The sequence below is a fragment of the Pantoea sp. Fr-CA_6 genome (assembly GCF_024520895.1).
GTDB lineage: Bacteria > Pseudomonadota > Gammaproteobacteria > Enterobacterales > Enterobacteriaceae > Pantoea > Pantoea agglomerans.
This window is the reverse complement of the sequence record NZ_JALNPO010000005.1, coordinates 159,329-171,864: the sequence shown is the minus strand read 5'-3', so window position 1 is coordinate 171,864 and position 12,536 is coordinate 159,329. Positions and strand designations below refer to the sequence as shown.

At 56.9% G+C, this 12,536-nt stretch carries 13 protein-coding genes; 5 read left to right on the top strand and 8 right to left on the bottom strand.

The annotated features are described in order from the left end of the window. Positions 1-39 precede the first annotated feature (39 nt). A complete protein-coding gene (gene murA, locus NR201_RS11495) occupies positions 40-1,299 on the top strand; it encodes a UDP-N-acetylglucosamine 1-carboxyvinyltransferase (protein ID WP_010251868.1) in 1,260 nt (419 codons plus the stop codon). 73 nt (positions 1,300-1,372) lie between these two features. Here the strand turns inward: murA and NR201_RS11490 are convergent, their stop codons facing one another. Both NR201_RS11490 and ispB read right to left on the bottom strand, forming a co-directional pair. Then, positions 1,373-1,657, bottom strand: coding sequence for a helix-turn-helix transcriptional regulator (locus tag NR201_RS11490; RefSeq protein ID WP_022625265.1), 285 nt, complete (start codon positions 1,655-1,657; stop codon positions 1,373-1,375). A gap of 238 nt (positions 1,658-1,895) precedes the next feature. Continuing rightward, positions 1,896-2,867 (bottom strand): octaprenyl diphosphate synthase, encoded by a 972-nt coding sequence (ispB, locus tag NR201_RS11485; protein ID WP_008925415.1) that lies wholly within the window; start codon positions 2,865-2,867, stop codon positions 1,896-1,898. A 257-nt stretch (positions 2,868-3,124) separates the two neighbouring features. Here ispB and rplU point away from each other — a divergent pair, with 257 nt between their 5' ends. The 3 genes from rplU to cgtA all read left to right on the top strand — a co-directional run bounded on the left by rplU (position 3,125) and on the right by cgtA (position 5,124). Beyond that, positions 3,125-3,436, top strand: coding sequence for a 50S ribosomal protein L21 (gene rplU, locus NR201_RS11480; protein ID WP_008925416.1), 312 nt, complete (start codon positions 3,125-3,127; stop codon positions 3,434-3,436). A 15-nt stretch (positions 3,437-3,451) separates the two neighbouring features. Next, positions 3,452-3,709 (top strand): 50S ribosomal protein L27, encoded by a 258-nt coding sequence (gene rpmA, locus NR201_RS11475; protein WP_003851093.1) that lies wholly within the window; start codon positions 3,452-3,454, stop codon positions 3,707-3,709. A 242-nt stretch (positions 3,710-3,951) separates the two neighbouring features. Then, positions 3,952-5,124 carry an Obg family GTPase CgtA gene (cgtA, locus tag NR201_RS11470; protein ID WP_003851092.1) on the top strand — a complete coding sequence of 391 codons (1,173 nt, stop codon included), beginning with the start codon at positions 3,952-3,954 and terminating at the stop codon, positions 5,122-5,124. A gap of 72 nt (positions 5,125-5,196) precedes the next feature. On the opposite strand, the gene NR201_RS11465 is transcribed toward cgtA, so the two are convergent. From NR201_RS11465 to NR201_RS11445, 5 genes are read right to left on the bottom strand one after another with little or no spacing between them, the layout of a single operon-like run. Continuing rightward, positions 5,197-5,616, bottom strand: coding sequence for a hotdog fold thioesterase (locus NR201_RS11465; protein WP_029519501.1), 420 nt, complete (start codon positions 5,614-5,616; stop codon positions 5,197-5,199). Between the two features lie 2 nt (positions 5,617-5,618). After that, positions 5,619-6,377, bottom strand: coding sequence for a 2,3-dihydro-2,3-dihydroxybenzoate dehydrogenase (gene dhbA / locus NR201_RS11460; RefSeq protein WP_033759623.1), 759 nt, complete (start codon positions 6,375-6,377; stop codon positions 5,619-5,621). Continuing rightward, positions 6,374-7,228: an isochorismatase family protein gene (locus NR201_RS11455; protein WP_010672010.1), complete on the bottom strand. Its 855-nt coding sequence runs from the start codon at positions 7,226-7,228 to the stop codon at positions 6,374-6,376. Before NR201_RS11455 ends, dhbA begins: the two co-directional genes overlap by 4 nt. Before the next feature lie 18 nt (positions 7,229-7,246). Next, positions 7,247-8,863: a (2,3-dihydroxybenzoyl)adenylate synthase gene (locus NR201_RS11450; protein ID WP_010251844.1), complete on the bottom strand. Its 1,617-nt coding sequence runs from the start codon at positions 8,861-8,863 to the stop codon at positions 7,247-7,249. 10 nt (positions 8,864-8,873) lie between these two features. Continuing rightward, positions 8,874-10,052, bottom strand: coding sequence for an isochorismate synthase (locus NR201_RS11445; protein ID WP_187506879.1), 1,179 nt, complete (start codon positions 10,050-10,052; stop codon positions 8,874-8,876). Between the two features lie 177 nt (positions 10,053-10,229). On the opposite strand from NR201_RS11445, the gene fepB reads away from it, so the two are divergent. Continuing rightward, the gene (fepB, locus tag NR201_RS11440; RefSeq protein WP_010672007.1) at positions 10,230-11,198 is read left to right on the top strand and encodes a Fe2+-enterobactin ABC transporter substrate-binding protein; all 969 of its coding nucleotides are present in this window, start codon (positions 10,230-10,232) and stop codon (positions 11,196-11,198) included. Here fepB and entS read toward each other — a convergent pair. Next, the gene (entS, locus tag NR201_RS11435) at positions 11,193-12,437 is read right to left on the bottom strand and encodes an enterobactin transporter EntS (protein WP_256849794.1); all 1,245 of its coding nucleotides are present in this window, start codon (positions 12,435-12,437) and stop codon (positions 11,193-11,195) included. The genes fepB and entS overlap by 6 nt on opposite strands. Positions 12,438-12,536: the final 99 nt, after the last annotated feature.

Genomic DNA, 12,536 nt, shown 5'->3' with positions numbered 1-12,536 from the left:
CGAGTCCAATCTTTAGCTAGTTAATTGAGAGCCGTGTTAATGGACAAATTTCGTGTGCAAGGCCCCACCCGCTTAAGTGGTGAAGTAACCATTTCCGGGGCAAAGAACGCCGCGCTTCCTATTCTGTTTGCTGCGCTGCTGGCTGAAGAGCCGGTCGAGATCCAGAATGTGCCAAAGCTGCGCGACATTGATACCACCATGAAGCTGCTGAGCCAGCTGGGTGCGAAGGTGGAACGCAACGGTTCTGTGCATGTCGATGCCAGCGCGGTAGATGTATTTTGTGCGCCTTACGATCTGGTCAAAACTATGCGTGCCTCAATCTGGGCGCTGGGCCCGCTGGTGGCGCGTTTTGGTCAGGGTCAGGTTTCCCTGCCGGGTGGCTGCGCTATCGGCGCGCGTCCGGTTGATCTGCACATCACCGGTCTTGAACAGCTGGGTGCCGAGATCAAGCTGGAAGAGGGCTACGTGAAAGCGTCAGTCAATGGCCGCCTGAAGGGCGCACTGATTGTCATGGACAAAATCAGCGTCGGCGCGACCGTGACCATCATGAGTGCTGCGACGCTGGCGACCGGTACCACCGTGATTGAGAATGCGGCGCGTGAGCCGGAAATTGTCGATACCGCCAACTTCCTTAACACCCTGGGCGCCAGAATCAGTGGTGCAGGCAGCGATAAAATCACCATCGAAGGCGTAGAGCGTCTGGGTGGCGGTGTTTATCGTGTCCTGCCGGATCGTATCGAAACCGGTACCTTCCTGGTGGCTGCGGCCATTTCGGGTGGCAAAGTGATGTGTCACAAAACCCAGCCGGATACGCTGGATGCTGTGCTGGCCAAGCTGCGTGATGCGGGTGCCGATATCGAAACCGGTGAAGACTGGATCAGTCTGGATATGCACGGCAAGCGGCCAAAAGCGGTCAACGTGCGCACTGCACCGCATCCAGGTTTCCCGACCGATATGCAGGCGCAGTTCACACTGCTAAACATGGTTGCGGAAGGCACGGGCGTGATTACCGAAACCATCTTCGAAAACCGTTTCATGCATATCCCGGAACTGATTCGTATGGGCGGACATGCTGAGATTGAGAGCAACACGGCGATCTGTCATGGGGTTGAAACCCTGTCAGGTGCGCAGGTGATGGCGACCGATTTGCGTGCGTCTGCCAGCCTGGTTCTGGCCGGTTGTATTGCGGAAGGAACGACGTTTGTTGATCGCATTTATCACATCGATCGTGGCTATGAGCACATCGAAGATAAGCTGAAAGCCATGGGCGCAAACATCGAGCGCGTCAGCGAAGAGTAATCCCGCAGATGCTCTGAAAGAGCCAGCCCCCTTTGGGGGCTGGTTTTTTTTCGCCTGAGGATCGCCTGAGTTTTCAGGCGGTATCGGAATGATCGACAGGCGCCCGGATACGTTTTCTGCGATCCAGCAGGCAGTGGGTCTCGGGATCGTAATAGCGGCTGGGCCAGATCTCACAAGGATGAACCTTGATCGCGTCAGCGATCAACCATTCGCCCTTGGGCCATGGACGCGTGAGCGCATTAGCCAGCGTAGATGAACTAAGACCTGCTGCGCGTGACAGCGCCGCGAGTGTCATTCCACGCTTATGCAGCGCCGCGATAATGTCAGCCGGGTGCCAGTCTTCCATCCTTTTTTGCATATCCTGTTCTCCTTTTCCCTGTCATTGCGTCGTCCAGCAGGACGTGAGCTTTCCTTTTTACCCTTATCTGGAAAGATTGGTGTTTTTATAGCAAATAGTTCCCATTAGTTTCCAGTAATATTTGGATCCAGCATCTGATCTGTGGGGTGGCATGCAAAAGGAGTGCAACAGCTAAGAGATAACAAAAAGAAGTGAGAGCAGGGACGTAAAAACGGAGCCTGTCAGGCTCCGTGAGGGATCAGAAATCGCGCTGAACTGACATGTGCGCCAGCGACTCCAGCGCACTGCGCCACGGCGATTCGGGCAGAATACGCAAGGCTTCAATGGCTTTATCCGCTTCCTGTTCGGCGCGGCTGCGCGTCCATTCGAGTGAACCACACTGATTCATCGCTTCCAGTACCGGTTCAAGCAGATGGCGGCCATTTCCCTGCTCAATGGCTTCACGGATCATCTTCGCCTGCTCAGGTGAGCCGTGCTGCATAGCATGCAGCAGTGGCAGCGTGGGTTTGCCTTCACTCAGATCATCGCCGGTATTTTTGCCCAGCGTCTCGCCGTCAGCACTGTAATCCAGTAAGTCGTCAATTAACTGGAAAGCGGTGCCCAGATAGCGCCCATAATCCTGTAGCGCTTTTTCCTCTTCAGGTGTGGCTTCAGCCAGTATCGCCGAGGCCTGCGAGGCCGCTTCAAACAGACGCGCGGTCTTGCTGTAAATCACGCGCATGTAACTCTCTTCGGTGATGTCGGGATCGTTGACGTTCATCAGCTGCAGGACTTCGCCCTCAGCAATCACGTTTACCGCTTCTGACATCAGCGCCAGGATACGCAGCGAACCCATGCTGGTCATCATCTGGAAGGCGCGGGTGTAAATAAAATCACCGACCAGCACGCTTGCCGCATTGCCAAACGCCGCGTTCGCGGTCGCTTTGCCACGACGCATATCGGATTCATCCACGACATCGTCATGCAGCAGCGTGGCGGTGTGGATAAATTCGATCAGCGCCGCATTGGTCACGTGAAGATCGCCCTTGTAGCCCATGGCACGTGCGGATAGCACGGCAATCATGGGACGGATACGCTTGCCCCCACCACTGATGATGTAGTAGCCCAACTGGTTGATGAGCGAGACATCTGAATTCAGCTGGTCGAGGATGGTCTGGTTAACGGCAGCCATATCCTGTGCGGTTAATTCATTAATCTGTTCTAAGTTCATTCGTCTTTTCAGCTATGACTCGTTATCTCTGCCATGGTAAGTGCTTTTACCCAGCCAGCGTTCAGGTAATCTGTTACTGATTGTACTTGAATTTTCTGCCTGAGAAACGGTTGCATTCAGCCTGTGTTTTTTTTCTGCAAGAGTGTGCAAAGTGCTCTTGTCTTCTTCTGGAGTTTTGCGTAGAATTCGCGCCCTATTGTGAATATTTAGCGCGCCGCCTGATGAACTAAAAGGCAAGCGCAGAAGCGGAGTTTTATATGTACGCGGTTTTCCAAAGTGGTGGTAAACAACACCGAGTAAGCGAAGGTCAGACCGTTCGCCTGGAAAAGCTGGACATCGCAACCGGTGAAACGATTGAGTTTGACCAGGTTCTGATGATTGCTAATGGCGAAGACGTGAAAATCGGCGCGCCACTGGTTTCAGGCGGAATGATCAAGGCAGAAGTTGTTGCTCACGGTCGTGGCGAGAAAATTAAGATCGTTAAGTTTCGTCGTCGTAAGCACTACCGTAAGCAAGCAGGCCATCGCCAGTGGTTCACTGATGTGAAAATCACTGGTATCACGGCATAAGAGGAGATCTGACAAATGGCACATAAAAAGGCTGGTGGTTCGACTCGAAATGGTCGTGACTCCAATGCAAAACGTCTGGGTGTAAAACGTTTCGGTGGCGAATCTGTTCTGGCAGGTAGCATCATCGTTCGTCAGCGTGGCACCAAATTCCACGCCGGTACCAATGTAGGTTGTGGTCGTGACCACACCCTGTTTGCTACCGCAGACGGTAAAGTACAGTTCGAAGTTAAAGGTCCGAACAACCGTAAATACATCAGCATCGTTGCTGAGTAAGGTTGTCGTGACGCAGACGTTTAACGTCTGAACGCACGAATTGAAGGCCCCGCAGCTCCTGCGGGGCTTTTTACATTCTGCGGTCTGTTGCGGTAAAAGCGACGCATCACAAAAGTTTGCTGTACACTTTATGTACGCACTGGCGAAAGCCAATCCTGATTTATCCGCCGCTGGTCAGCGCAGAAGACCCTGGCGGACCCGTCTGCAGAGTGCTGCAGGCGATTGTGTGACGGAGATAGAAAATGAAGTTTGTAGATGAAGCGACAATTTTGGTCGTCGCCGGTGATGGCGGTAATGGTTGCGTAAGCTTCCGCCGCGAAAAATATATCCCGAGAGGCGGCCCTGATGGGGGTGATGGCGGTGACGGCGGTGACGTTTATCTGATCGCTGATGAAAACCTCAACACCCTTATCGATTATCGTTTCGAAAAATCTTTCCGCGCCGAGCGTGGGCAGAACGGCCAGAGCCGCGACTGTACTGGCAAACGCGGTAAAGATATCGAAGTTAAAGTGCCGGTCGGCACCCGGGTTATCGATCAGGGTACCGGCGAGACACTGGGCGACATGACGCGTCACGGCCAGAAACTGATGGTCGGCAAAGGCGGCTGGCATGGCCTGGGTAACACCCGCTTTAAATCATCTGTAAACCGCAGTCCGCGCCAGAAAACCATGGGTACCCCAGGTGAAAAGCGCGATCTGCAGCTGGAGCTGATGCTGCTGGCAGATGTCGGGATGCTGGGCTTACCGAATGCCGGTAAATCGACCTTTATCCGTGCCGTATCGGCAGCGAAGCCAAAAGTGGCGGACTATCCGTTTACCACGCTGGTGCCGAGCCTGGGCGTGGTTCGTATGGACAGCGAGCAGAGCTTCGTCGTGGCCGATATCCCTGGCCTGATTGAAGGCGCAGCCGATGGCGCAGGCCTCGGCATTCGCTTCCTGAAGCACCTTGAGCGCTGCCGCGTGTTGCTGCACCTGATCGACATCGACCCCATCGATGAAAGCGATCCGGTTGAAAATGCCCGCATCATTCTCGGCGAGCTGGAAAAGTACAGCGAGAAGCTGTTCAACAAGCCACGCTGGCTGGTCTTCAACAAAATTGATCTGATCAGTGAAGAAGAAGCGCAGTCACGGGCTAAAGCGGTGGCTGAAGCACTGGGCTGGGAAGATAAGTATTACCTGATTTCTGCCGCAAGCCGTACCGGTGTCAACGAACTCTGCTGGGACGTGATGAGCTTCATCAACGCTAATCCGAAAGAAGCGGAGCTTGAAGAGAAGCAGCCGGAGAAAGTGGAGTTCATGTGGGACGATTACCACAAAGAAACCATTGAAAACACGGTTGAAGTGGAAGATGAAGAGTGGGATGACGACTGGGATGATGAAGACGACGAAGGCGTTGAAATTATCTATCAGCGTTAACCGATCGCCTGCTACAGCGTGATATGCAATGCCCCCTTTCAGGCCTGAAAGGGGGCATTGTTCTTTCTGCAGCTAGCTCATCACCGCTACACTCAGTCGCGCACTGCAGCACAGCTGATCCCGACCGTTCCGAATCTCAATCTGCCAGCTCTGACTGCGTTTACCCAGATGCAGTGGACGGCAAATTCCCCGCACCAGACCGGCAGAAACCGCACGATGATGGCTGGCATTCACTTCTACGCCAACCACGCTGCTGCCTTCCTCAACCGCCAGATATCCGGCAATTGAGCCCATCGACTCCGCCAGCACCACGGACGCACCGCCATGCAGCAGCCCGAACGGCTGTTGCGTACGGGCATCGACCGGCATCGTCGCTTCCAGATAATCATCACCTATCAGGGTAAAAACGATACCCAGATGGGCCACCAGAGAGTTCTCACCCAGCGCATTCAGGGCGGGAAGATCAATGGATCGCTTCCAGATCGCTGTCATCATCAGGCTCCCAGGGTTGCGCCACCATCAACCACAATATCCTGCAGCGTCACATGGCTGGCAAGATCCGACGCGAGAAACAGTACGGTGGCTGCAATTTCCTGCGGCTGCGCGATCTTGCCCAGCGGGATACCCAGCTTGAACTGATCCGGGAAGCCGGCAATCATCTCCTGCTCACCCGTCGGTGTGTGCCACAGGCTGCGCTGCATATCGGTGTCGGTGGAACCGGGTGAAACGATGTTGCAGCGGACGCCATAGGGCGCCATCTCCAGACCCACGGTCTGACAGAGACTGCGCAGCGCCGCTTTTGAAGCACCATAAGCGGACATGCCGATACGCGGGGCGTGAGCCGAATTAGACGCGACGGTGACGATGGCACCGGCGCGCTGTTCACGAAAGCGTGGCAATGTCTGCTGGAACAGATTAAACGCGCCGCCCGCATTGACGTTAAGACACGCCTGCCAGTCGGCAAACGACAGCTCATCGGTGGCACCAATCCGTAAGATACCGGCTGCGTTGACCAGCACATCAATGCGCGGCTGCGCAGCCAATACGCGCTGGCAGATCGTTTTGACCTGAGCCGGATCGGCTACATCCATCGTGTGGCAGGGAAACGGGTAATCATGGCCCTTAAAACGTTGATCAAAGGCCTCGACCTGTGCGCCAGCCTGATGAAAGGCTAACGCAGTATGATAGCCTATGCCCTGGCCGGCACCGGTTACCCAGACGATTTTACCGCTGAAGTCGAATGTATGGCTCATTTCGCCGGCTCCCGCGCCAGCAGCGCCCACCAGCCATCAATGCTCGGGTTTTTCGCCAGGCTGACGAAATCGATATCACGATGTACCTGACGCCAGCGTGCCGCCAGCGCCATCACGCGTACTGAGTCCAGACCGTAATCAATCAGGTTTTCATCATCTTCCGGCACCTCATCATCTTCCAGCAGCGGCAGGATCAACGCGCGCAAATCATCTTTGCTGAGTGGCACAGGCATCAGATCGGCGGTCATCACCACTTTTCCGCTACGGCCCGCGGTGTAGGTCAGCGCCATCATATGTTCCTCACGGCTGAAGTCAGCCAGCGCATCGGCCACCATGAACGGCTGAATATTGCGCATAAACGCATCGGTGGCGGTGGTCAGGCAGCCAATATGGGCATAGACGCCGGTGATAATCAGCTGATCGCGGCCCATCTCCTGCAGGATCGACTCCAGCGGCGAGCGGTGAAATGCACTGTAGCGCCATTTGGTCAGGACCTGATCGTCCTCATCCGGTGCCAGCGCATCCACGATCTTCTGCTGATCGGGATGTTTATTCAGGCCCGGTCCCCACATGTCGTTGAGCAGCGCACGATCTTCATCGCTCTGCGCGTTTGGCTGAGCGGTGTAAAACACCGGAATACCCTGCGCTTTGCAGTAGCGACGCAGGCGGGCAATATTGTCGACTACCTGCTCAACCAGCGGGCTATTTTCGCCCCAGAAGTTGAGAAAATAGCGCTGCATATCGTGGATCAGCAGGGCGGCACGGTCCGGCTCCAGCATCCATTTCACTTTGTTGTTGGGCAACTCGGTGGCGGCTGGCAGCGGATAAGAGGTCAGTTGTGGAATAGCCATTGAAAATCTCCGGACAGATCAGGCTTGCGCTTGTTGATCGGCAAGTTGTTGGCGCAGACGTTTTTTGTCCACCTTTCCGACCGCGGTCAGCGGCAGGGCATCTACGCAGGTAATACGGTCGGGCAGCTTAAATTCTGCCACGCCAAGTTCACGCAGGTGACGACGCAGCGCCACCGGTTTAACCGGCTGACGGGTGACGATAAAGGCACAACTCTTTTCACCCATCAGCTCGTCGCTCATGGAGACCAGCGCAGCGTGGATCACATCCGCATGGCGCTGCAGCAGGTTTTCGATCTCTTCGGCTGCGATCTTTTCGCCGCCCCGGTTGATCTGATCTTTCTCCCGGCCCTGCACGATGATGTTGCCAGAGGGCGTGATCTCAATCAGATCGCCAGAGCAGTAAAAGCCCTGGTCATCGAAGCTGGCGGCGTTATGTTCCGGGCTGTTGTAGTAGCCGCGGAAGGTATAAGGACCACGCGTCATCAGGCGACCGATGGAGCCTGCTGGCAATGGATTACCCTGATCGTCGGCGACCCACACCTCGTCATCCGGGGAGATCGGGCGTCCCTGCGTGGTGAGAATGGTCTGCTCATCGTCATCCAGTCGGGTGTAGTTCACCAGACCTTCCGCCATACCAAATACCTGCTGCAGGGTGCAGCCGATCTCGTTCTGGATGCGCGCGGCCAGCGTTTCGCCCAGCTTTGCGCCACCGACCTGAATGCGTTGCAGCGAGGCCAGCGCAGCATTGCTGCCCCATTCCTGAATCGCCTGCAGCCAGAGACTGGCGGCGGGCGGAACCAGGCCGGTATCGGTGACCTGATGCTTTTCAATCAGCGGGAAGCAGAGCGTTGCGCTGGGATCGGCGGCTAAGATCACCTGTCCGCCCGCGTAAAAAACGCCCAGCGCGCCCGGCGAACTCATCGGGAAGTTATGCGCGGCGGGCAGGGCGATCAGGTAGCGGGTGTCGGCGGTAACATCGCAGATAACGTCACTCTCACGGATGCTGTAGTAGTAATCATTATGGGTACGTGGGATCAGTTTCGGTGTACCGGTACTGCCACCCGACAGCTGGAAAAAGGCGACTTCATCGCCTGCGGTCGGGGTTGCGATGAAGTTGCCCGCGGGTTCAGCCAGCAGGGCGTCGAGGCTGTTTTCCGTCTGAGCATCATTACGCAGGATCACCTGTTGGAGTGAACGCTGATCGCGGCGAAGTTGCGCAATAAACGCATCATCGGCGAACAGTGCGTGGCTGCGATCGGCAATTAACAGGCTCGGCGAGATCTGACTGGCATAGGCGGCCAGTTCGGTGCGCTGATGGCTGAACAGGGCGTTAACCGGGGCAACGCCGATTTTGAACAGGGCAAACAGCGTCAGGTAAAATTCCGCCACGTTGCCAAGCTGCACCAGCGCCGTATCGCCTGACTTCAGGCCGCGACGCTGCAATGCCGCGGCCAGGTTGTCACTCAGCGCCGCCAGCTGGCGATAGGTAAATTGTCGTTCGCCATCAATCACCGCCACGCTCTCGCTGTCGCGATGACGTTCCAGGATGTCGGTCATCGGCAGATCGAGCCAGTAGCCTTTTTCACGGTAACGTGCGGCCAGATCGTCCGGCCAGCGGCTGTAGGAAATCGTCATACAGGTTCCTTTATTGCAGTCCAAAAGCGCGAAGCATGGTGTCGAGTTTGACGCCGGTTTCACGCCATTCTGATTCAGGTTGTGAGTCCGCTACGATGCCTGCGCCCGCAAACAGCCGCACCCGCGGGCCATTCACCGTACCGCAGCGAATGGTGACGACCCATTCGCCATTGCCCTGATCGTCACACCAGCCGACGATGCCGCCAAACAGCTGACGTTCAAATGGCTCCAGTCGCTGAATCAGCGTCTGAGCACGCTGATGCGGGAAGCCGCTGAGGGCCGGTGTCGGATGCAGCAGACAGGCCAGTGACAGCGCATTTTCGCGATCGTCCAGCACGTCACCCTGAATCTGCGTAGCGAGATGCCACAATGTTGCAGTGGTCAGCAGTGAGGGTGTCTCGGGGACCGACAGCAGGCGGCTGCGCGGTTGCAGCGTCGCGCGCATCGCATCCGTGACCAGCTTATGCTCATGACGATCTTTTGCTGAGTGCATCAGGCTGTCGCCAGAGGCCTGGTCACGCTGCGGATCGCGATGACGCGGCGCTGAACCGGCCAGCGGACAGGAGCTGAACTGGCGGCCCTGCTTACGAATCATCAGTTCCGGGCTGGCGCCAACCAGCGCGCCACCATCGGGCAGCGGCAGATGAAAGTGATAGCTGTTAGGGTTCTGCGCCACGATGCGCTGCATCAGGGCGGCCGTATCAACCGGCTGTTCCGCCACGATATCCATCAGCCGCGACAACACCACTTTATCCAGATCGCCGCGCTGCGTAGCCGCCACCGCCTGCGCAACCATGTCGATGAAAATGTCATGGTCCGGCACCGCCGTGCGGCGACGTACCTGCGGCAGTTCAGCCTCAGTTAGAGAGGCACTGGCGTTGAGATCGTCACGGTTAAAGGTCTGATACGACTCAGGGATAAACAGCGCAGCGGGCTGATCCACGTCGAAGGGGATTGCACCCACCAGAATGGGATGGGCAATGCCCTGTTTTCTGGCTGAAGCAAAATGGTGCTGTAGTTGCTGCTGAAACTCCCCTGTCAGCTGCTCACCCTGCCTTACCGGCGCGGTAAGGGTAGTAAAACAGCCCTGTGTGGTCAGGCTTTGCCAGGGAGAGGTAAACAGAAAGCCACGGCAGAGTGCCGGGAAATCCTGCAACAAGGGATGTTCAAACGCCAGCGATTCCACCATAATTTCCACCTATAAATGATAAGATAACTAATAATGATTATCATTTGTATTGTGGGCCAGTAACCTACGTTGATTAGCTGAAAGTGTCAATAATTACGCGGCGATTCAGCTGGTATGGCCGGTTAAATCAGCACAAATGGTCTCTCTCTTTTTCCGGGTAAAAGTGGACGAAAATCTATGAGTAAACATGGTGTCACATCGGCGATAGCGCTGTTTTTCCTGAGCATCAGCCTGTTCAGTGTTACCGCTGCTGCCCAGACCGGCTGGCCGCGAACTGTCGCCGGGGCAACAGGCAATATCACGCTGACCCAGGCACCGATGCGCATTGTTTCGACCAGCGTTACCCTGACCGGCTCGCTGCTGGCCATTGATGCGCCGGTCGTCGCTAGTGGCGCAACCGCACCCGGCAGTCGGCTGGCTGATAAGCAGGGATTCTTCCGTCAGTGGGGCGAAGTGGCCAAACAGCGCGGCGTAAAACGTCTCTACATTGGTGAGCCCAGTGCAGAAGCGATTGCTGCTGAAGCGCCAGACCTGATTGTGGTCAGCGCCACCGGGAATGATTCGGCGATCAAACTGGTCGATCAGCTTGCGGCGATTGCGCCGGTGCTGGTGGTGAATTACGACGATAAAAGCTGGCAGCAACTGGTGACGTTGCTGGGTGAGGCGACCGGGCATGAAGCGGAAGCTGCCGCCCGGAAAGCAGAGTTTGATGCGCGAGAAAAGGGTCTGAAAGCGAAGCTGACTCTGCCGCCGCAGCCGGTATCAGCGATGGTGTGGAACGGTGATGGCCGGGCAGTCAATCTGTGGACGGATGCGTCGGCGCAGGGGAAGTTACTGCAGCAACTGGGCTTCACCCTGGCGACGCCGCCGGCCACTCTTCAGGCTGGTCACAGCATGGGACAGCGTAAAGATATCCTGCAACTGTCAGGAGAAAATCTGGCGGCAGGCCTTAATGGTCAATCATATCTGCTGTTTGCCGCCGAAGAGCCCACCGCCGCACAGGTGATGAGCAACCCTTTCCTGGCGCAGACCCCAGCTGTGCGCGCAAAAGCGGTCTATGCGCTGGGGCTGGATAGCTTCCGGCTCGACTACTACAGCGCCAGTAATTTGCTGACGCGGCTGGAGACGCTGTTCGTTAAATCATGATCCCGTTTCCGCCGGTGCAGGCGGTTGATAGCGACGCAGACGCGCCATCAGCAGCCACATGATGATGCCCAGCACGGTGGCTGCCAGACCAGCCAGGCTGGCCGCCTGCTGCGGCAACAGCAGTGAACCCATCGCGCCAATCATCGCTGCACCTATCGCATCGCCGGTGACATTCTGCGCTGTCCAGAGGCTGTTGATCCTGCCGAGCAGCGCATCAGGCGTCAGCGTCTGGATCAGCGCGTACTGCACCAGGCTGTTGATGGCACTGAAATAGCCAAAGACCGCGAGGCAGACCAGACTCGCGCTGAACCACGGCATCAGGCTGAACAGAGCCAGCGCGACGAAAGCAGCAATAGCACTCGCCAGAATCAGGCGGCCCGGCTGCGGTGACTGTGCCAGCCGTCCGCTGGTGAGGGCACCTGTGGCAGCACCCAGCGGAACGGCGGCATACATCAGCCCTAACTCCGTCACGCCGACCTGCCAGTGTGGCGCCAGCGCCGGATAGAGCACGCGCACCGCGCTGGCTAACGTCACCAGCGCGCCGACCAGCGCCGCCATGCCAACAATCGGGCTGGCAAACAGGAATTGCACGCCGCTGGCCAGTGCTTTCAGCGGATGTTCACGCGGCTGCGGCGGTGGCGCCAGCCGCGGCAACCGCAGCAGGGTTAGCACCGTCAGCAACGTGCCGAACGCCGCCAGTCCATAGTTCCACGCCACACCGCCCTGCGCGATGACCAGTCCGGCAATGGCGGGTGAGAGAATCGCGCCAAAGCGCACTGTCAGCATGGTAATCGCACCTGCTTTCATCAGGTTTTCACGCCCGACCAGCGCCGGCGTCGCCGCCAGCAGCGCGGTGACGCCTATCGCGCCGAAAAAACCATCCCACAGTCCCAGCACAAAGACGGCGATCACCGACGGCGAAGGGAGCAGGGCATTGATGCATAAGGCGACAAAGCCCAGGCCACAGGTGGATCGGGCAAACAGGATCAGACGTCGGCGCTCATAGCGATCCGCCAGCACGCCGCCGGTCAGCAGGCCGATAAACATGCCGGCACCGGCCAGCGTCACCGCCAGACCCACCAGCAGCGGCGACTGCGTTAGCTGCTGAATCTGAACCGGTACCGCCACCGCCAGCATGCCGAGGGCAACGATGGAGATAAAGCGGGCGATAAAAATGGCGCGAAAGGCGGGGTGGGTTCTCAGCAGGCTGAGATCGATAAAGTGGGAGGGTTTGTTCATAACGTCGCTTTTTTGCACCCATTTTCCTCATCATTGAGTCCGGGAGTCATGGTAACATACAAAAAATCACTAATAACGATAACAAGTATCATTATCATA

Excerpts from the sequence above, each read along its gene's own strand:
- murA (WP_010251868.1), top strand. The coding sequence starts at position 40 with ATGGACAAATTTCGTGTGCAAGGCCCCACCCGCTTAAGTGGTGAAGTA.
- NR201_RS11490 (WP_022625265.1), bottom strand. The coding sequence starts at position 1,657 with ATGCAAAAAAGGATGGAAGACTGGCACCCGGCTGACATTATCGCGGCG.
- ispB (WP_008925415.1), bottom strand. The coding sequence starts at position 2,867 with ATGAACTTAGAACAGATTAATGAATTAACCGCACAGGATATGGCTGCC.
- rplU (WP_008925416.1), top strand. The coding sequence starts at position 3,125 with ATGTACGCGGTTTTCCAAAGTGGTGGTAAACAACACCGAGTAAGCGAA.
- rpmA (WP_003851093.1), top strand. The coding sequence starts at position 3,452 with ATGGCACATAAAAAGGCTGGTGGTTCGACTCGAAATGGTCGTGACTCC.
- cgtA (WP_003851092.1), top strand. The coding sequence starts at position 3,952 with ATGAAGTTTGTAGATGAAGCGACAATTTTGGTCGTCGCCGGTGATGGC.
- NR201_RS11465 (WP_029519501.1), bottom strand. The coding sequence starts at position 5,616 with ATGACAGCGATCTGGAAGCGATCCATTGATCTTCCCGCCCTGAATGCG.
- dhbA (WP_033759623.1), bottom strand. The coding sequence starts at position 6,377 with ATGAGCCATACATTCGACTTCAGCGGTAAAATCGTCTGGGTAACCGGT.
- NR201_RS11455 (WP_010672010.1), bottom strand. The coding sequence starts at position 7,228 with ATGGCTATTCCACAACTGACCTCTTATCCGCTGCCAGCCGCCACCGAG.
- NR201_RS11450 (WP_010251844.1), bottom strand. The coding sequence starts at position 8,863 with ATGACGATTTCCTACAGCCGCTGGCCGGACGATCTGGCCGCACGTTAC.
- NR201_RS11445 (WP_187506879.1), bottom strand. The coding sequence starts at position 10,052 with ATGGTGGAATCGCTGGCGTTTGAACATCCCTTGTTGCAGGATTTCCCG.
- fepB (WP_010672007.1), top strand. The coding sequence starts at position 10,230 with ATGAGTAAACATGGTGTCACATCGGCGATAGCGCTGTTTTTCCTGAGC.
- entS (WP_256849794.1), bottom strand. The coding sequence starts at position 12,437 with ATGAACAAACCCTCCCACTTTATCGATCTCAGCCTGCTGAGAACCCAC.